The sequence below is a fragment of the Myxococcus stipitatus DSM 14675 genome (assembly GCF_000331735.1).
GTDB classification, from domain to species: domain Bacteria; phylum Myxococcota; class Myxococcia; order Myxococcales; family Myxococcaceae; genus Myxococcus; species Myxococcus stipitatus.
This window is the reverse complement of sequence record NC_020126.1, coordinates 3,532,402-3,549,523: the sequence shown is the minus strand read 5'-3', so window position 1 is coordinate 3,549,523 and position 17,122 is coordinate 3,532,402. Positions and strand designations below refer to the sequence as shown.

Below are 17,122 nucleotides of genomic sequence, written 5' to 3'. Positions count from 1 at the left end.
GACATGCGTCGTCAAGTCTGACGTTGAATCCCTTGGCGATACTTGCCTGGGGAGGGCGAGTTGTGGGGCCACTTGCGTGGCTATTGCCCTCATGCGACAGGTTCGCGTTTATCCCGACTGTTTTGCTGAAGGAGTCGTCGTGTCGTTCCGGCCCGCGCTTGCGTTGCTGTCCGCGATGTTTCCTCTTGCCCTGGCCCTGCCGACCGCGGCCTCCGCGCAAGCCACCAGGCTGCCGAGCTTCAACCTGCAGCGGCTGGAGCTGGACCCGGCGGCGCTTGGCTCCTTGGTGGTCGGCACCGGGCGCACGCTGCCCGCGGGCATGGTGCGCGTGTCCGTCCAGGGCCACTACGAGCAGCTCCCCTTCAAGTTCCAGACGCGCTGGGAGCCCTCCGACGGCACGGGCCTGGTGGAGAACAAGTTCACGATGGACGTGACGGCCGCCATCGGCTTGCTCGACTGGCTGCAGCTGGACGTGGAGGTCCCCTTCATCGTCAGCCAGGGCGGCAAGGAGCTCATGGGCTTCGCGCCTCCCAACGGAAGCGGCCTGGGCGCGCCCTGGGTGGGTGCTCGCGCGGCGCTGGTGCGGCAGGAGCTGGGCTTCCAGCTGGCGCTCGACGTCTCCGGCGCCCTCCCCGTGGGCACCGAGGACCTCCTCGCCCGGGACAAGTACGCGCTCCACCCCAGCCTCCAGCTGGGCTACCTCGGGGAGACGTGGCAGCTGGGCGGCGAGGTCGGCGTGCTCCTGCGCGAACAGCGGGACCTGGCGCCGGTGTCCTCCGAGAAGCAGGACATGATTGGCAACGAGCTGCGGCTGGGCGCCACGGTGACGTCTCGCGCGGGTGAGACGACGCGCGGAGAGCTGAGCATGCTCCTGGGTGTTCCGCTGGGTGATGGCCGGGTGGGCGCGGAGCTGCTCATCGCCATCCGCCGCCACGCGCTGCCCTGGCTGGACCTCTACGTGATGGGCGGCCCGGGCGTGGGCGCGGGCATGGACACGCCCACGTTCCGCTTCATCGCGGGCGCCTCGTTCTCCACGTCCAAGGTGGACTGAAGAAACCGCCGAGGCGCCCGGACGGGCCTCGCGTGCTACTTGGGCATCATCCCGAACGCCTTCAGCATGGCGATTCCGATGCCCAACAAGCTCTCGCCGGCGATGAAGCCCGACGAGACCGGCAGCACCGTCGCCTCCGCGAGCACGGGCTTCTTGCGCCGCAGGAACTCCGCGATGCCCGCGCCGATGAAGAAGGCGATGGAGCTGGACGCGGGGATGACGATGGCCAGCCCGAAGCCCGCCGCGGAAGGAATGAAGGCCTTCAGCTTCGACGGCGCCCACCGCTCCAGCAGCACCAGGGTGATGCCCAGCGTCGCGCCGCACGTCGCGCCCCAGCGGGCGGAGACGGGCATCGCGGCCACGCCGGTGGCCAGCAGTTTGGACACGCCCGCCCACACCATCGTCGCCGGCGCGGGGAAGTCCACCGAGCCCAGCACGTCCGGCGTGGGAATCAGGATGTTGAACACCGGCACCACCACCGCCGCGCCCGCCACCACGCCGAACAACTGCGCGATGAACTGCTGACGCGGGTTGGCACCCAACAACCAGCCGGACTTCAGGTCCGTCAGCAGGTCCGCCGCGTGCAACCCCACGCCGCCCGTGGCGTTGGCGCTCATCACGTTGGCGGGGATGTTGCCCGGCGCCAGGCCTCCGAAGATGAGCTGCGTGACGGGGCCCAGCGCCTTGGTGGGCGTGGTGTCCGTCTCGCCCGTGACGCGGCTGGCGATGACGCCCATCACCACCGCCAGCGGCAGCGCCAGCACGCCCGCCCACCACGGAATCTGGAACAGGTGGGCCATCAGGAACACCGCCACGGGGCCCAGCACCGCGAAGCCCAGGGGGAACCAGGACGGGGGACACTCGATGCCCGCCAGCGGGTCCTTCTCCTCCTCACCGGAGCGCTTGCCGCCGAACAGCCCCGAGAGCGCCTTGAAGGAGCGCGCCACGCTGCGCCACTGGAAGGCGAAGGACAGGAGGCCGGACGACACCAGCAGCGCCGAGCCCGTCCACACCATCCACGAGTTGATGGCCTTGTACGTCACCTCGGCGATTTCGCCCTGCGCCACCATGGCCGGCGCCAGGAAGCCATACGCGAGCACCGCGCCCAGCAGCATGGACCAGCCCGTCTTGAAGCTCACCAGCGCGCCGGCGCCCACCATCAGCAGGCTGAAGTCGAGCGACAGCGTCCACGCGGAGGCCTTCTTGCCCAGCATCGAGAAGGGCAGGCTCACCTTGTCCGGGATGTTGGTCAGCCACGTGAAGCGCGCGTCGCGCAGCACCACCAGGAACGCGCCGATGACACCCGCGCCCGTCAACAGCCGCGACTTGCGGCGCGCCACCTCACCGTGGCCGTGCAGCGCGCGGATGGTCTCCGCGGTGGCCGTGCCGGTGGGGAACGGGAGCGCCTCGATGTTGATGAGCTGGCGCTTGATGGGGATGGCCGCGAAGACACCCAGCGCGGAGATGACGGCGAACCACACCACCAGCCAGCCCGACGGAGGCAGCGCGCCGGTGAGCATGAGCAGCGCGGGGACGGCGGCCATGTTGCCACCACCCGTCATGTAGCCGGCGGCGGACGCCACCGAGCCCATGGCGTTGTTCTCCAGCGCCGTGAAGTCGTTCTTCAAGACACGCAGCGAGCGCAGCGTGCCGAACACCGCGAAGGCGAGGATGCACGCGGTGATGGTGACGCCCAGGCTCCAGCCCGTCTTGAGGATGACGTACAGGTTGGACAGGCACATCACCGCGCCAATCAACATGCCGGCGATGACAGCGCGCACGGTGAGCTGCCGCGAGCCTCCCTGATACACGTTCTGGAGCCAGTACCGCTCCGGGTCCGTCTCCGCCGAAACCCCGGGCGCTTGGGAGTGGGCGTCAGGGGGCGGGCCGCCGTGGGCCGCGCTGGGTCTTGGCGTCGAGGGAGGAGAGGACTGGCTCATGGGGGGCGAAAAGATAGTGCACGTCCCCCCATCCAACGAAGCTTTGACTCCATCCAGCAAGCAAAGGGACGAGGCGCCTCCACCTCGTCCCTTCACGCACGCCGCGGGGCGTCACACCCAGGCATCAGCCGTGCTGATGCCCACCCGGCCCGTGAACGTGGCCGTGGGAGAGTTCCTCGGGAGTGGCGGCGCGGACGTCCTTCACGGTGACGTCGAAGTGCAGCGTCTTGCCCGCGAGCGGGTGGTTGAGGTCCACCACCACCTCATCGCCCCGCACTTCCTGGATGCGCAGGGGAATGTCGCCCTGGTCCGTCTGGGCCATCAGCGTCTGGCCGGGCTGGGGATTGAAGCCCGGGGGCAACATGGCGCGCGGGACGACCCGCACGCCCTCCGGGTCATGTTCGCCATAGCCCTGCCCGGGCTGCACCACCACCTGCTTGCTGTCGCCCTGCGCGAGGCCCTCCAGCGCCCCCTCCAGGCCCGGGACGATTTGACGGTGCCCGTGCAGATAGGCGAGCGGCTGGCCGGGCTCACTCTGGTCGATGACCTGTCCATCTCCCAGGTGCAGCCGGTACTCCAGCGAGACAATCGAATCCTTGGCGACCCTCATGCGGGCTCCTTGGCGGTGCGGCGGTGGAACGACTTCGGGGGAAAGGATGGGCCGGGAGTGGCGTCAGGAGGAGTGAGGCGAGCCCGCGGGCTGCCCGGCATCCGCCTGGGCGTTCGGCTCCCCTCGCGCCACGTACACGGCCGCGGCCAGGTCTCCGGTGACGTTGAGCGTGGTGCGGCACATGTCCAGGAAGCGGTCCACGCCCAGGATGAGGCCCAGGCCCTCCACCGGAATCTTGAACATGCCCAGGATCATCGCGATGACGGGGATGGAGCCCGCGGGCACGCCGGCGGTGCCGATGCCCGCCAGGATGCAGATGAACATGATGAGCGCCTGCTGCTGGAGGCTCAGCGGCACCTCGTACACCTGGGCGAGGAAGAGCACCGTGACGCCCTCGAAGAGCGCGGTGCCGTTCTGGTTCATGGCGGAGCCCGCGGTGAGCACGAACCGCGACACGTTGGGCGGCAGCTTCAGGTTCTCCTCGGCGACCTTGAGCGCGGTAGGCAGCGTGGCGCTGGAGGAGGACGTGGAGAACGCCGTGACGATGGCCAGCCGGCAGTCCCGGAAGAACGCGATGGGGTTGCGCCCGCCCAGGAAACGCACCGACAGCGAGTAGACGACGAACATGTGCAGGCCCAGCGCCAGGAGCACCGTGCCCACGTAGGCGGCGAGTTGCCCCAGGATGCTCAGCCCCAGCTTCGCCGTCATCGCGAACAGGAGCGCCGCGACCCCGTACGGCGCGAGCTTCAGCACGCCGTCGATGAGCTTCATCATCACGTCGTAGAGGCCCTGGATGGTGTCGCGCAGGTGCTTCGCGGAGTCCGTGGGGGTGAGCGCCACGCCCAGGCCGAAGATGAGCGAGAAGACGATGATGCCAATCATGTCCCCGTCGGCCGCGGCCTTCATCGGGTTGGTGGGCACCATGGACATGAGCACCGCGCCGAAGGACGTCTCCGAGGGCGGAGGCGCGGCCTTCACCTGGGTGCCTTGCTGGGCCAGCGCGCGGGCCTCGTCGCTCAGGTTCGCGCCCGGCTGGATGATGTTCACCAGCACCAGGCCCAGCAGCACGGAGATGGTGGAGAAGACGATGGTGTACCCGAGGGTGCGAGCCCCCAGCCGTCCCACCTGCTTCAGGTCCAGGTCCGCCACGCCCATGACGAGCGCCGCGAAGAGCAGCGGCACCACGAGCATGAGCAGGAGGCGGATGAAGATCTGTCCCACCGGCGAGGCCACGTTGGACACGGTCCAATCCAGCCACGCGGACTTGCCTGCCAGGGCATTGGCGGTGAGTCCCGCCACCGTGCCGGTGAGGATGCCGATGAGCATCTTGTGGTGCGCCTTCATCGAGCGGTCTCCGCATCCTCCCGGCGGGAGGGCAATGGGGCGCGCAGCCTACTTGCAAAGGAGGGTGGCGCCCACCCTTCGCATGAGACAAAGCTGGGGCCCGCGTGGAAACCCTGGTCCAGCTCACCGAAGGCGCCGTGCCCCCTCCCCTCTTCCGCCGCCTGCTGCGGCGACTGGGGGTCCTGGGCCGGGAGCGGCTGAAGGACACCTACCAGACGACGTTCTGGTACGACTTCGGCCCGCCGGCCAACGTGGTGGAGGACATCATCACCACGCTGCGCCCCGCCATCGCCGGCAAGCGCCGCATCGCGGGCGTGGAGTGGTGGCTGTCGCGCATGTACCCGACGGACGTGCGCGTGGACTTCCACCAGGACCGCGATGAGAAGCTCGCGCGGCGCACCGGGAAGCTCGTGCACCCGCGCATCGGCTCCGTGCTGTTCCTCAACCGCGTGCGCGGCGGGGCCTTCGTGGTGACGCGGGAGCTGCCCGACGAGGGCAACCCGTCGCTCGCGCCTTCACGCCTGGACACCGCGGACCTGGTGACACCACGCCCCAACCGGCTCGTGGTGTTCGAGGGCTCGCTCACCCATGGCGTGCTCGACGCGCGCAACCAGGTTCCCGACAGGAAGCTGCCGGGGCGCTCGCGGCTGCGGCGCACCCTCATCATGAACTGGTGGACGCAGCGGCCCACCGACGTGCCGCGCTGGTCGGAGACGCGAATCTACCGGGCGCTCGGGGGCTGAGCGAGCGCGGCGGCCGTCTCGCGCAGGCGGTGCGTGACGCGCTCCGCCCACTCGGGCTCTATCTCCAGACACGCGGGATGGCGGCCCAGGCGCAGCGCGGCCGAGGGCAGCGAGCCGCTTCCCGCGAACGGGTCCAGCACCGTCTCGCCAGGGCGGCTGTACGTGCGCACCAGGGGCTCCACGACGGAGAAGGGCTTGTGGTGCGGATGGCCGCCCCAGCGCGTGGCCTCGCCATCGTCGTCATAGCCCCCGACGACGGCCCACACCGTGGGCAGGTCTCCGGGTGACAACACGGGCTCGGGCGTGCGGGCGATGACGAGGGCGACCTCGTAGACGCGCAACGTCTGCTCGTTCGCGTTCTTGTCGGTGGTGCGCTTGCCCCAGGTGAACTCGCCGCGCAGGTGCGTGTAGCCCAGCCCCTTCGCCGCGCTGATGATGGGCTCCTTGCCCAGGAGGTTCGTCCAGATGATGAGGGGCGCGTCGGGCGTCAGGTGCGCCAGCGCGCGCGACATCCACGCCTCGGAGAAGACGCGGTAGTCGCGCACCGTCTCGAAGCGGACGATGGGGTTCTGGTCGATCTTCTTGTGGGCGCGCGGATCTCTCAGGTCCCCGCCCTTGCGCCGCCGGGTGAGCAGGCAATAGGGCGGGTCCGTCAGGAGCAGCGAGGCGCGGCGCTCGCCCAGGGCGGCGCGGTAGCCCTGCGGCTCACGGGAGTCGGCGCGGATGCAGCGGAGGGCGTCGGGAGAGGGGGCGGAGGTCATCGTCCGGCCGCCACCCTACACGGAGGGCCGCGAGGCTCAAGGCCTCTCCTGCTCCGCGGAGGGCTTGAACGTAAGCCCCTCGACCGTGGCCGTCCGCCCCGCCGCGTCCCACAGCTTGAGGACGTACCGCCGCGCGTCCAACGGGACGGCGCCTGACACCATGATGACCAGCATCGCGGCCCCCCCGCCTATCAGCGGCGTCGACTGCCAGGGCGCCGGCACCTCGAGGACACGCCCCTCTTCGTCCGTCAGCGAGGCCCCCACCGCGTTCCACGTCTCGCTTCCCTTCCGCGCTCGGACATCCAGGCGCAGCGCCGTCCACAGCCCCTTGGCCTGGGCGTGTGCGACCTGTGCCACCGAGAGGTCCGGATGCACCACCGTCTGGCTGCGAGAGAGCACGTAGAACCGCATGGAGTCACTGCCCTCCATCTCCGCCACGGCGGCCTCGATGTGCCAGGAAGAGGGCCCTTCGGAGCGAGGATGCGTCAGCTCCGCCTGGAGCCGCGCCAGACGCTCCTTCAGTTCCTGGACCTCCTGGCGGTAGGACTCCACCGGGCGCACCGAGCGAAAGACCTCGACCTGCGGCTCGCCGCGCGCGGCGTCCACCACCAGCATGAACGCCGCGCGTTCGGGCGCCGCGCCATCGCGGAAGCGCAACTCCAGGAGCAGCCGCTCCCCTTCCCGGAACAGGCTCGAGGGGATGAGCGCCACGTGGTCCTCGGCGAGCCCCAGCCGCTCGAACCGCTCGCGGCCCTCCAGGACCACCTCATCCGGGCGGATCCGCGCGTCGAAGAAGAACGTCGTGGAGCGGCCCGGAGTGATGTGGACCTCCGGAAGCGGCGCGCGAGCATCCGCGCTGAACTCGATTCGGCGAACCGGAGCCAGGGAGCCTGAAGGCTCGAGCCCGGAGGCCTTCGCCCCCAGCGACAGCATCACTCCCCAGATGAACACCCAAACAGAGGTCGCGGCGGGCAATTACTACCTTCCTAGGAATTGGGTCGTGGAGAGGATCACTCTGGGCCCCCACAGCTTCCGTTCGGAAGTGCTTGATGGGTGGTACGGCTGCCCCAGTTCGGACCGGCCCTCCCAGGTGAGGTCGACGCAGACGGGGTAGCGCGACCCATCGGGGAACTCCATCTCCGTGAACCAGGCGTAGGCCCGGTCCCTCCCCGGGAAGATCTGGCCGTGGAACTTCGTGTGTTGGGGAATCGCGGGTTGAAGGGTGTCGGGGTGCTTGAGCCCCCGGATGGGGAGATAGACGGTGAGGGGCCCCTCGGGGGGCACCAGCGACGGCTCCAGGTCGCCGTCCTCAGTCACGTAGAAGGCGCCCTCGGAGAGGATCCACGGGGTGTGGAAGCCCAGCTTCGCCATCTGGTTGATGGCCCCTGGAGGACACGCCTTCCTCTCGGGCGGTTCCGTCCGCAGGTTCGATGAGGAACCCGCGCAGGCCGCCCCGGCCAGGCACGCCACCGCCGCGACCTTGCCCAGCCCCCGTTTCTTCGGCGAGGGCTCGGCCGCGGGCTTCGGGGCGGCCTCCGTGAGCGCGACGACCCGCTCGGGCGGGGACGCCATGGACCGAGGAGGCGTGGGTTTCGAATCGGAGAGGGGTGTGTTCGCGGGGGGGGAAGAACGGCTCGTCACGACGGGACTTCCTTTCTCGGCAAGAGGCGAGGGGGTACCAACCTCCTGCATGGGGTGGGGGGGCTGCTCGCGGCGGGCGAGGCCCAGCGCCACGGCACCAACAATGAAGAGAACAGTCGCCGCGACGCCCAGCACCCGGCCTCGGGGCCTTCGCGCGGGCGCCGCCCGAGGCTCGCGCGAAAGCGGAGGGGCGACTTCGGGCACATGCGCCTGCGCGGCGACAGGCGAGGCTTCGCCCGGAGGGATGACAGCGGCCACCTCGAGGCCCCCGGGCGGTGGCGCGGAGTCCTCGGACACCTCGTCCGCGGAGGGCCCGTGTTCGATCGAACGGACGAGCTCGGGGACGATGCGCAGCCGAGGCGTGTCCGCGTCCACGTCGCGCGGGGATTCGGGGTCCGGGGGCCTGTCCAGCGACACCTTCCAGGCCGGCTGCCGCTTCTCCTTGGCCACCTCCCACAGCGCCTGGAGCAGCGCCTCGGTGCCGGCGTAGCGCTCCTCGGGGCGCTTCGCGAGCAGCCGCAGCGCGATGTCTCCCAGCGCGGGCGGGACCTTGGGGTTGACGGCCTGGGGCGCGCGCGGCGTCACCGTCTCGATGGCCGGCAGCAGCCGGTCATACGGGAGCCGGGGGTCGAAGGCGTAGCCATCCGTGAGCGACTCGTACAGGAGCGCGCCCAGCGCGTAGAGGTCCCCGGGGATGCCCGCGTCGAACCGGGCGCCCTGCTCCCACTGACCCTCGCGAAGGAACGCCACGCACTCGGGCGGCAGCAGGTGCGGCGAGGCCGGCGCCACGCCCACCGTCAGCGTCGTGGCCCCCGGCATCCGCACCGTGCCCAGGTCGATGAGGAAGGGCCGCTCGTCGTCGCGGCGGATGAGCAGGTTGTCGCCCTTCACGTCGCGGTGGTGCAGCCCGCGCCGATGCAGGTCCGACACCGCGCGCACCACCTCCGTGAACACCGACAAGAGGTGCGCCGCGGACGGCTTCACCCGCCAGCGCCACTCGTGGAAGGTCTCCCCGTCGATGTAGTCGGTGACGAAGTAGAGGTAGCCCTCGGGCGGGTCCGGCCACCGGTCCACCGCCTGGATCCGGGGCAGGTTCGGGTGCGGGGCACACGCCAGCAGCGCGGCGACCTCGTGCGACAGCCGACCGTTGACGTCCTCCTCCTCGGAGGCCTGGGGGCCCGCGGGGCGCAGCGCCATCTTCATCGTGAAGAAGCGCCCTCCCCGCTCCACCTTGAAGACGCGGCCGAAGCCGCCCGCCCCCAACGAGGCCACCACGCGCCACGGCCCCACCACGCTCCCGGGGGCAAGCTGGTCCGGATGGAACGGCGCGGGCATCACGGCGACGCCACCTCCCGCGGCACGGCGTGCCCTCGCCCTCCCCCGCACCGGGGCATGCGCTGCGCTTCAGGCTTGGTGACCACCCAGGGAACGGGGCTGGACAAGGGCAACCTCCCGGGTTGACCCTAGCCTGTCTTCAAGGGCTGTCACGATTTTTCCCACCCGGGAGGTGGGCTCATGCGGCGTCCGAGGACCCGACGTCAGCCGTTGGTTCCGGGCGCGAGGCCCTCGCCGTGCGGGCACCCGGCCGAGCCTTAAGAGAACTTAACACCCCGGTGATTTGAACCATGCGATGCAGGACGCGCCCCTCTCCGGTGTTCCACCAGGACACAGGACCGGAGTCGTGGGGCGAACGAGGGTGACGCTCCCCGGGAAATGGCGCCGGGAGCCTGTCCATCAACGTGGTATCGGTGGCCCGTCGCGGCCACTCAGGAGGGAGGTGCAGGAATGCTCGCCATCGGAGACCTCGCGCCAGACTTTTCCGCCATCGACTGTCATGGCGTGCCGCTGAGCCTGTCCGCGCTCAAGGGCCGCCGGGTGGTCCTCTTCTTCTTCCCCAAGGCCTTCACGCTCGGCTGCACCATCGAGAACCGCGCCTTCCGGGACAACCACCTGCGCCTGCAGGAGCTGGGCGCGGAGCTGGTGGGCGTCTCCGTGGACACGCAGAAGACCCAGTGCGAGTTCGCGGCGAAGGAGGACATCCACTTCTCCCTGCTGGGGGACCCGGACCGCGTCATCAGCCGCGCCTATGACGTGCTCTGGCCGGTGCTGCGCGTGGACCGGCGCGTCACGTTCATCATCGACCCGGACGGCCGCGTCGAGGACGTCATCCGCCACGAGCTGCGGGTGTACCGCCACCTGGACGACGTGCTGACCTACCTGGAGAAGCACCCGCTCCCGGCCGCCCTCGACTCGGCCGCGTGAGGGCGGGCGCCCGGCTCAGTCCCAACAGCAGTGGTATTCGCAGTGGGGCGCGCCCTGGGCCCGGCACATGGGGTGGGTGATGCGGGGGGACAGGCCTCCCGACAGCTCGATGGCGCGCTCGTGCCAGCCGACGATGGTGAGGCAGTCCGCCTGCGTGACGTTCTCCGCGCTGAAGGTGCGCAGGACGGCGGAGCGCGGCCCCGTCTTGTCGTACGTGCGCGAGCCCACCGCGTAATAGAACCGGTAGATGCGCGCCGCCTGGCTCAGCAGGAAGTGAGGATCTCCCGCCCGCAGGAAGCCGTGCTGGGGCCCCCGCAGCGACTCCTCCGCGGACGCGCGCCCCATCTCGATGAAGGCCCGGCCCTCGTCGTCCGGGGACAGCACCTCCGCGATGGCGGAGTCCAGCCGCAGGTTGAGCTCCAGCGGGTACCAGGCCACGGGGAGGAGCGACTTGCGCAGCAGGGCCTGGTCCGAGGGAGGCAGCCGTCCCAGGACCTGGTCCACGCGAACCTGCCCGCCCTGCTGGCGCAGCAAGTTCAGCCGGGAGATGAGCACGCCCCCCTTGATGCGAGAGCCCGAGCCTTCCAGCACCATGAGAAGTCCGTGGGTTGCACCAACAGCCCCATTGTGACAGTCGGCCAACACATGGAGCAACCCGCCCAGGCAAGCGAGTGTCCGCCAACGGGCTGTTGGGCCTGGGGCCGGGGGCGCCTCGGAAAAAGGCGCGCGGAAAATAACCTGGGGACGGGCCGGGGGTTGAAGGCGCCGTGAGCCTCGGGGACACAGGCCGACGGGTGGTGGCGATGCCGGCGCGACGGTTGGCCCTGGAGCGGGCGCCGGACGAGGCCCTCTGCCGCGCGTTCCTGGACGGCGAGGAGACGGCCTTCGAGGTGCTGGTGACCCGGCACCGGTCGCTCGTCTTCTCGCTGGTGCGGCGCTATGCGACCCGGCCGGAGGACGCCGCGGACCTGACTCAGGCCGCCTTCCTGCGGGCGCTGGAGGCGTCTCGCCGCGTCTTCGCGCGCTGGATTCCCCGGGGCCCCACCCCGTTCCGGGCGTGGCTGGTGCGCATCGCCCTCAACCTGGCGAAGAACCACGCGCGCAACACCCGCCGGTGGAGGCCCGTGCTGGTGGAGGCGCCGGACGACGCGGCGCAGGAGGCTCCGGGTGAGTCCGCCCAGGAGGGGCTGGAGCGCTCCGAGCAGGCGCGGCGGGTGCGCGAGGAGGTGCTGCTCCTGCCTCGGCGCCAGCGCGAGGTCCTGACGCTGCGCGTGGACGGAGGGCTGGCGTTCAAGGACATTGCCGAGACGCTCGGCATCACGGAGAACAACGCGAAGGTGCAGTTCCACCTGGCCGTGAAGCGTCTGAAGGCGCGGGTGGCCGAGCCGGAGGAGAAGCAGTGATGGCTGCATGCCCGGAGCAGGAAGCACGACTGGACCTGCACGCCGCGGGAGCGCTGGACGCGGCGGAGACAGTGCAACTGGTCCAGCACCTGGAGTCGTGCGGGGGGTGCCGCGAGGTCTTCGCCACGTCGGTGGAGATGTTGTCGCTGCTCGCCCTCCCCGAGCCGACGACGGCCGAGAAGAACGCCCAGGAGGCCCTGCCCCAGCGCACGCTGGAGGCCTGGAAGCGCGAGCATGCGCGCCCGGCGCCCTGGCGGCGCGCGGTGGGAGTGACGCTGGCCGCCGCGGCGGCGGTGGCGATGGCCGTCCTGGTCCCGGGGCTGGTGCGCCCCGGTGGCGCCACGGGCGGGGCCACCGCGCCCCCGGAGGCGGCGACCGAGGCCCATCAGGTGGAGGCTCAGACGCTCGCGGACTTCGAGGCGTGGGCGGGGCTGGAGTCCCTGGAGTCCGGCGCGGCGATGGAAGACGAAGAGGCGCTCGAGGACCTCGACGCGTCGAACGAGGACGACCTGCTGGGAGAGACGCTGTGAAGACGATGACGCGCAAGTCGTGGGTGGTGATGGCCGTGGTGCTCGCGCCGTGTCTGGCGATGGCGAGGCCCGGCGCGAGGGAGGGCTCGGAGCAGGCGCGTGAGAGCGAGCGGCAGGAGCGCTCCGAGCAGCGGATGGAGCGCGCGGAGCAGCGCATGCGACTGCGGCAGGTGCTGACGCTGTCGGATGCGCTGGAGTTGGACAACGCGCAGGCGCTGAAGATGGAAGAGACGCTGCGCCAGTTCGACGAGAAGCGCCGTCCCTTGCGAGAGCAGGTGCGGGATGCGGCGCGCACGCTCCATCAGGCCGCGCGGGGTGACAGCACCGCGCTGGCGCAGGTGGACACCGCCGCGCAGCGCGCCTTCGAGGCCCGCGAGCGCATCGCCGCGCTGGACCGGGAGATGTACCAGGCGCTGGCCCGGGGCCTGCCTCCGGAGAAGCGGGCGAAGCTGGCGCTCGCCCTGGCGCGGGGGGGTGGCAAGCACATGGGCCTGATGAAGGGCGAGTCCTTCAAGGGCCTGCGCGGCGACGACTGAGCCCGCCCTTCGGGGCCATGGGACTGGAGTCCGGGGCAGACGGGCGTCCCCGTCCGGGGACGTCGAGCAGGGCATGCCTACCGTCAAGGAGCCGACGGCGCGTGTCGCGCCGGCACCAGGAGGCATTCCCATGCGTCTTCATTCGCGGCTCGCGCCCGTGCTGTTCGCGGGGCTCTTCATGGCCTGCGCGAGCATCAACGTCAGCTCCAACTACGACCCTTCGGCCGTGCAGGAGATTGACGCTTACAAGTCCTACGCCTGGGCCGCACAGCCCGAGGGCGGCGACAAGCGCGTCTACAACCCCATCATGGGCAACCAGGTGATGCAGGCGGCCGACGCCGTGCTGCAGGCGCGGGGTTACAAGAAGGTGGACGCCAGCGAGAACCCTGACTTCCTCGTGGGCTGGCACGGCTCCGTGCAGGACAAGATGGAGGCCGAGACGGTCAACAACTACTACGGCTATCCCTACAGCCCCATGTGGGACCCGTACTGGGGTGGCCCCGTCGTCGCCGCGGCGCCGGAGACGTATGTCCGCGAGTACGAAGAGGGCACCATTCTGCTCGACGTGGTGGACGGGAAGTCCAAGCAGCTCGTCTGGCGCGGCAAGGCGCAGTCGGAAGTGAATGGGAACGCGTCGGCGGAGAAGCAGCAGAAGAAGGTCACTCAAGCGGTGGACAAGATCCTGGAGCGCTTCCCGCCCAAGGCCGGGAAGAAATAGGGCAGCGCGCACGTCCGGCGCCTCCGGCGAATGGGAGCGTCGTGCGCCGGACGTGGGCCTGTCCTCGAGAACGGCGCGCCACGGCGGGAGGGCATGCGCAGCTTGAGCGGGCTCCATGTCCCGCCTCCGCCCATGCGTGGGTTGCGCGCTGCTTCTTGCCGTCCTGGGCGGGTGCTCCGTCGCGACGCCGCGCTCGGAGCTGGCGCGGCGCGTGGGGCGCTCGGACCTGTCCGTGGATGCGCTGCGCGCCCGCGTGCGAGACATGGCCCGGCGCTTCTCCGGGCTCTTGGAGGTCTCCGCGGATGACATCGCCTCGCGCTCGGGCTCGGCCTCGGTGCGTGAGGCGATGACCACGTTCAAGATCAACGCGGTGCCAGCGATGCAGGGCGCGCTGCTCCAACCCGACCCCGTGGCGGCGCTTGTGGACGCGTGGGCGCTGCTCGCGCAGCTCGAGCTCGCCCTGCCCCAGTTCGCCGAGCGCGCCGGTGCGTCCCGCGATGCGACGGACGAAGCCACGCGCATGGTGCACGAGCAGGAGGGCGAGATAGAGGCGCTCTGGCGGGACGTGTCCGGCCAGGAGGATGTGTCGCCCGCGCGGACACGGGTCCACGAGTGGGCCGCGCGGAATCCGCTCGTGGGTCCGCTCGTCACGCGCGTGTCCACGGTGCCGCTGCTCGCGGACATCTCCGCGCTCTCCGGCGTCAACTTGCGAGGCACTGCGGCGGTGCTCGAGGACGAGGTGAGGGACCTGACCACGCGCGTGGACCTCTACGCGGCCTCGTTGCCACGACAAGCCCGGTGGCAGGCGGAGTCCTTGGCGCAAGAGGCCTGGCGGGCGCTCCCCGCGAGGGAAGTCCTGCGCGACCTCGAGCGCAGCGTGGAGGTGCTGGAGCAGATTGGCGGCTTGGCGGCGGGGACGTCCGCGCTGGTGGCGCGGGAGCGCAGCGAAGTGCTTGGCGCACTGAGCACGGAGCGAGAAGCCCTCCAGCGCTTCCTCGATGCGGAGCGGCAGGCGCTGATGGTGGACGTGCGTGGAGAGCGCGAGGCGGTGCTCTCCGCGCTTCACACCGAACGAGTGGACGGGCTCCAGCAGGGCGAGCGCATCGGCTACGGACTGGTGGACCACGCCTTCCAGCGTGCCTCGGGGCTGGTGGACCGCGTCTTCCTGTGGCTGCTCGCGCTGATGGTGCTGGGCCTCGTGGGAGCGCTCCTCATCGCGGCCCTGATCACTCGTGCATGGAAGCGTCGGACGTCCGGATGAACGGTGGTGCGCGCAGATGGCGCCCGGCCGCGTAGGCACTCCTCATCGCGACCCTGCTCACTCGTGCATGGAAGCACCGGACGTCGGGGTGAACGGTGGTGCGCGCAGATGGCGCCCGGCCGCGTAGGCACTCCTCATCGCGACCCTGCTCACTCGTGCATGGAAGCACCGGACGTTCGGATGAACAGTGGCGCGCGCTGATGGTGCTGGGCCTCGTGGGAGCGCTCCTCATCGCGGCCCTGCTCACGCGCGCATGGAAGCGCCGGACGTCCGGATGAACGGTGGCGCGCGCAGATGGCGCCCGGCCGCGTAGGCACTCCTCATCGCGGCCCTGCTCACTCGTGCATGGAAGCGCCGGACGTCGGGGTGAACGGTGGCGCGCGCAGATGGCTCCCGGCCGCGTAGGCACTCCTCATCGCGGCCCTGCTCACGCACGCCTGGCAGCGCCGGCCATCCGGATGAACAGCGACGCGCGCGGATGGTGCAGGGCCGCGCGAGGACACTCCTCATCGCGGCCCTGCTCACGCTGAGCGGCTACGGACTCGCGCTGGCGGGAGACCCCTCGGGCGAGACGGAGTGCGCGGCCTTCACACTGTCCGGAAGGATGAGGGGCCGCTCCAGCCGCGGACGGTCCCACTTCCCCAGGTCCGCACAGGCGTCATACGTCGTCTGCAGGAAGTCGAGCAGGAAGGCCCTCGGGTTGCTCGCGCGCCGCACGGCTTCGTAGGGCAGGAGGAACTCCTTGAGGTCCTTGGAGTAGCCCCCCGATGCGGGCTCCACTTTCGCCGAGGAGAAACCCGGAGGCTCCGGGGCCGCGTAGCAGTAGAAGGACGCGCCTCCCAGCGCCTCGGTGCCCGGCCAGAAGCCCGCGCTGCAGACCTCCTCGCAGTACGCCTCGGCCGTCACCGCGTCCGCCCCCGGACGCACCGGCGCGGGCCTGCCTCCGAAGCGAGTCACCGCCAGGTCGAAGCTCCCCCAGAAGAACTGCACCGGACTGCACTTGCCGGTGAAGCGGGCACGGAACTCCTTCAGCACGATGTTCGCCTGCAGGAGCGCGCGCCAGAAGCGCCGGGCCTGCTCGGGGACGTAGATGGAGTGGTGCTCATCCTCGCTGAAGCGCGTGGTGTCGTCCGGAATCTCCACCGGCCGGTCCCAGATGCTCACCTCGATGCCCAACGAGCGCAGCGTCGCCATCACATCCCGGTAGAACTCCGCCACCGGGCGCGACGTCAACTCCATGACGCGCACATCACCCCGGCTCGTCAGGAAGCGCAGCTCGTTGGCGAGGAAGTCGAAGTCCACCTCGAAGCTCCCATTCCCATAGGGAATGAGCATCGTGGACAACCCCCTCGACGTCACTCGGAAGGACACGTTCCACCAGTGGTTCTCCGGTGGCGTCAGCGCCAGCCGCACCTTGCCGAGCACCTGCGTGTAGCGGTGCAACGTGGCGAGGGTGTCCCTCCACTCCATGAAGGAGAGCGCGGGCCACGCCTCCTCCTTCGTCCCGAGTCCCGGTGTCGACGCGATGGCCATGCACGCCTCCTCCAGCCACGGTGGGCCCCACGCGGCGCACACGCCATGGGGGCTCCTCGGGTCGCATGCTGGGAGGACGGCGGAAGGAGCGGCGATGCTCGGGTGCCCTTCCCTCCCCGAGCCCTGGAGCGCCGGCCTGTGTGGCCGCTCTCCAGGGCCGGCGAGGCGGCGAGCCCTACTTCTGCGCCAGCGCGGCGTTGATCGCCTTGCGCAGCTCGTCGCTCTCCGGCGTCACCTTGCTCGGGAAGCCCGCGACGACCTGGCCGTCCTTGCCCACCACGTACTTGTGGAAGTTCCACTTCGGCGCGTCGTGCTTCTTCGCCAGGAAGGAATACACGGGGGACTGGCCATCACCCTTCGTCTTCACCTTCTCGAACATGGGGAAGGTGACCTTGAAGCGCAGCTCGCAGAACTTCGCGATCTGCTCCGAGGTCCCCGGCTCCTGCTCGCCGAAGTCATTCGAGGGGAAGCCCAGCACCTCGACGCCCTTCGCCTTGTACTCCTGGTAGAGCTTCTCCAGGCCCGCGTACTGCGGCGTGTAGCCACACTCCGACGCGGTGTTCACGATGACCAGGACCTTGCCCTGGTAGTCGGAGAGCTTCGCGGCCTTGCCGTCGAGGCGGTTGGCGGACAGGTCGTGCAGGGACATGGAGGTCTTCTCGCTCGCGGGCGGGGACTTCGAGGGAGTGGAGGCGAGCGCCGGGGTGACGGCGAGCGCGGTGACGAGGGTCAACACATGGACGGTTCTCATGCGGCCGCAACAATGCCGAAGGCGCGGCCCCGTTTCAC

17 protein-coding genes are annotated in these 17,122 nt (G+C 70.2%); 8 read left to right on the top strand and 9 right to left on the bottom strand.

The features are described from left to right. The first annotated feature begins 139 nt into the window (after positions 1–139). Entirely contained in the window at positions 140–1,051 is a 912-nt protein-coding gene (locus tag MYSTI_RS13795; protein WP_015348373.1) for a hypothetical protein, read from the top strand. Between the two features lie 35 nt (positions 1,052–1,086). Here the strand turns inward: MYSTI_RS13795 and MYSTI_RS13790 are convergent, their stop codons facing one another. The 3 genes from MYSTI_RS13790 to MYSTI_RS13780 form a co-directional block, all read right to left on the bottom strand. Then, positions 1,087–2,991: an OPT family oligopeptide transporter gene (locus MYSTI_RS13790; RefSeq protein WP_015348372.1), complete on the bottom strand. Its 1,905-nt coding sequence runs from the start codon at positions 2,989–2,991 to the stop codon at positions 1,087–1,089. 124 nt (positions 2,992–3,115) lie between these two features. Next, on the bottom strand, positions 3,116–3,601 hold the full coding sequence (locus MYSTI_RS13785) for an FKBP-type peptidyl-prolyl cis-trans isomerase (RefSeq protein WP_015348371.1): 486 nt from the start codon (positions 3,599–3,601) through the stop codon (positions 3,116–3,118). Between the two features lie 63 nt (positions 3,602–3,664). Then, on the bottom strand, positions 3,665–4,945 hold the full coding sequence (locus MYSTI_RS13780) for a dicarboxylate/amino acid:cation symporter (RefSeq protein WP_015348370.1): 1,281 nt from the start codon (positions 4,943–4,945) through the stop codon (positions 3,665–3,667). 104 nt (positions 4,946–5,049) lie between these two features. Here MYSTI_RS13780 and MYSTI_RS13775 point away from each other — a divergent pair, with 104 nt between their 5' ends. Further along, entirely contained in the window at positions 5,050–5,688 is a 639-nt protein-coding gene (locus tag MYSTI_RS13775) for a hypothetical protein (protein WP_015348369.1), read from the top strand. Here MYSTI_RS13775 and MYSTI_RS13770 read toward each other — a convergent pair. Genes MYSTI_RS13770 through MYSTI_RS13760 form a run of 3 tightly spaced genes read right to left on the bottom strand, consistent with a single transcriptional unit; the run spans position 5,667 to position 9,425 of the window. Next, the gene (locus tag MYSTI_RS13770) at positions 5,667–6,449 is read right to left on the bottom strand and encodes a DNA-methyltransferase (RefSeq protein ID WP_015348368.1); all 783 of its coding nucleotides are present in this window, start codon (positions 6,447–6,449) and stop codon (positions 5,667–5,669) included. The two genes, MYSTI_RS13775 and MYSTI_RS13770, sit on opposite strands and share 22 nt — an antisense overlap. Before the next feature lie 36 nt (positions 6,450–6,485). Further along, a complete protein-coding gene (locus tag MYSTI_RS13765) occupies positions 6,486–7,424 on the bottom strand; it encodes a DUF2381 family protein (protein WP_015348367.1) in 939 nt (312 codons plus the stop codon). A 3-nt stretch (positions 7,425–7,427) separates the two neighbouring features. Continuing rightward, positions 7,428–9,425: a serine/threonine protein kinase gene (locus MYSTI_RS13760; RefSeq protein ID WP_015348366.1), complete on the bottom strand. Its 1,998-nt coding sequence runs from the start codon at positions 9,423–9,425 to the stop codon at positions 7,428–7,430. A 450-nt stretch (positions 9,426–9,875) separates the two neighbouring features. Between MYSTI_RS13760 and MYSTI_RS13755 the strand changes: the two genes are divergently transcribed. After that, a complete protein-coding gene (locus MYSTI_RS13755; RefSeq protein ID WP_015348365.1) occupies positions 9,876–10,352 on the top strand; it encodes a peroxiredoxin in 477 nt (158 codons plus the stop codon). Between the two features lie 15 nt (positions 10,353–10,367). On the opposite strand, the gene MYSTI_RS13750 is transcribed toward MYSTI_RS13755, so the two are convergent. Next, positions 10,368–10,946, bottom strand: a complete 579-nt coding sequence (locus MYSTI_RS13750; RefSeq protein ID WP_015348364.1) for a TIGR02265 family protein — start codon at positions 10,944–10,946, stop codon at positions 10,368–10,370. A 173-nt stretch (positions 10,947–11,119) separates the two neighbouring features. Between MYSTI_RS13750 and MYSTI_RS13745 the strand changes: the two genes are divergently transcribed. The 5 genes from MYSTI_RS13745 (at position 11,120) to MYSTI_RS13725 (ending at position 14,800) form a co-directional block, all read left to right on the top strand. Then, complete coding sequence (locus MYSTI_RS13745) at positions 11,120–11,755, top strand: RNA polymerase sigma factor (RefSeq protein WP_084668144.1); 636 nt, start codon at positions 11,120–11,122, stop codon at positions 11,753–11,755. Continuing rightward, positions 11,755–12,285 carry a zf-HC2 domain-containing protein gene (locus tag MYSTI_RS13740; RefSeq protein ID WP_015348362.1) on the top strand — a complete coding sequence of 177 codons (531 nt, stop codon included), beginning with the start codon at positions 11,755–11,757 and terminating at the stop codon, positions 12,283–12,285. The genes MYSTI_RS13745 and MYSTI_RS13740 overlap by 1 nt, the downstream gene beginning before the upstream one ends. Further along, positions 12,282–12,821: a hypothetical protein gene (locus tag MYSTI_RS13735; protein WP_015348361.1), complete on the top strand. Its 540-nt coding sequence runs from the start codon at positions 12,282–12,284 to the stop codon at positions 12,819–12,821. The genes MYSTI_RS13740 and MYSTI_RS13735 overlap by 4 nt, the downstream gene beginning before the upstream one ends. Before the next feature lie 130 nt (positions 12,822–12,951). Beyond that, on the top strand, positions 12,952–13,539 hold the full coding sequence (locus MYSTI_RS13730) for a DUF4136 domain-containing protein (RefSeq protein ID WP_015348360.1): 588 nt from the start codon (positions 12,952–12,954) through the stop codon (positions 13,537–13,539). Between the two features lie 115 nt (positions 13,540–13,654). Beyond that, positions 13,655–14,800, top strand: a complete 1,146-nt coding sequence (locus MYSTI_RS13725) for a hypothetical protein (RefSeq protein WP_015348359.1) — start codon at positions 13,655–13,657, stop codon at positions 14,798–14,800. Between the two features lie 534 nt (positions 14,801–15,334). Here MYSTI_RS13725 and MYSTI_RS13720 read toward each other — a convergent pair. Both MYSTI_RS13720 and MYSTI_RS13715 read right to left on the bottom strand, forming a co-directional pair. Beyond that, positions 15,335–16,333, bottom strand: coding sequence for a DUF5996 family protein (locus MYSTI_RS13720; RefSeq protein ID WP_015348358.1), 999 nt, complete (start codon positions 16,331–16,333; stop codon positions 15,335–15,337). Between the two features lie 175 nt (positions 16,334–16,508). Beyond that, the gene (locus MYSTI_RS13715) at positions 16,509–17,084 is read right to left on the bottom strand and encodes a glutathione peroxidase (RefSeq protein WP_015348357.1); all 576 of its coding nucleotides are present in this window, start codon (positions 17,082–17,084) and stop codon (positions 16,509–16,511) included. Between the last annotated feature and the right edge of the window lie 38 nt (positions 17,085–17,122).

What these genes read in the sequence shown, in the direction of transcription:
- MYSTI_RS13790 (WP_015348372.1), bottom strand. Translation starts at nt 2,991, where the DNA reads ATGAGCCAGTCCTCTCCTCCCTCGACGCCAAGACCCAGCGCGGCCCAC.
- MYSTI_RS13785 (WP_015348371.1), bottom strand. Translation starts at nt 3,601, where the DNA reads ATGAGGGTCGCCAAGGATTCGATTGTCTCGCTGGAGTACCGGCTGCAC.
- MYSTI_RS13780 (WP_015348370.1), bottom strand. Translation starts at nt 4,945, where the DNA reads ATGAAGGCGCACCACAAGATGCTCATCGGCATCCTCACCGGCACGGTG.
- MYSTI_RS13770 (WP_015348368.1), bottom strand. Translation starts at nt 6,449, where the DNA reads ATGACCTCCGCCCCCTCTCCCGACGCCCTCCGCTGCATCCGCGCCGAC.
- MYSTI_RS13760 (WP_015348366.1), bottom strand. Translation starts at nt 9,425, where the DNA reads ATGCCCGCGCCGTTCCATCCGGACCAGCTTGCCCCCGGGAGCGTGGTG.
- MYSTI_RS13755 (WP_015348365.1), top strand. Translation starts at nt 9,876, where the DNA reads ATGCTCGCCATCGGAGACCTCGCGCCAGACTTTTCCGCCATCGACTGT.
- MYSTI_RS13750 (WP_015348364.1), bottom strand. Translation starts at nt 10,946, where the DNA reads ATGGTGCTGGAAGGCTCGGGCTCTCGCATCAAGGGGGGCGTGCTCATC.
- MYSTI_RS13740 (WP_015348362.1), top strand. Translation starts at nt 11,755, where the DNA reads ATGGCTGCATGCCCGGAGCAGGAAGCACGACTGGACCTGCACGCCGCG.
- MYSTI_RS13730 (WP_015348360.1), top strand. Translation starts at nt 12,952, where the DNA reads ATGCGTCTTCATTCGCGGCTCGCGCCCGTGCTGTTCGCGGGGCTCTTC.
- MYSTI_RS13725 (WP_015348359.1), top strand. Translation starts at nt 13,655, where the DNA reads ATGTCCCGCCTCCGCCCATGCGTGGGTTGCGCGCTGCTTCTTGCCGTC.
- MYSTI_RS13720 (WP_015348358.1), bottom strand. Translation starts at nt 16,333, where the DNA reads ATGGCCATCGCGTCGACACCGGGACTCGGGACGAAGGAGGAGGCGTGG.
- MYSTI_RS13715 (WP_015348357.1), bottom strand. Translation starts at nt 17,084, where the DNA reads ATGAGAACCGTCCATGTGTTGACCCTCGTCACCGCGCTCGCCGTCACC.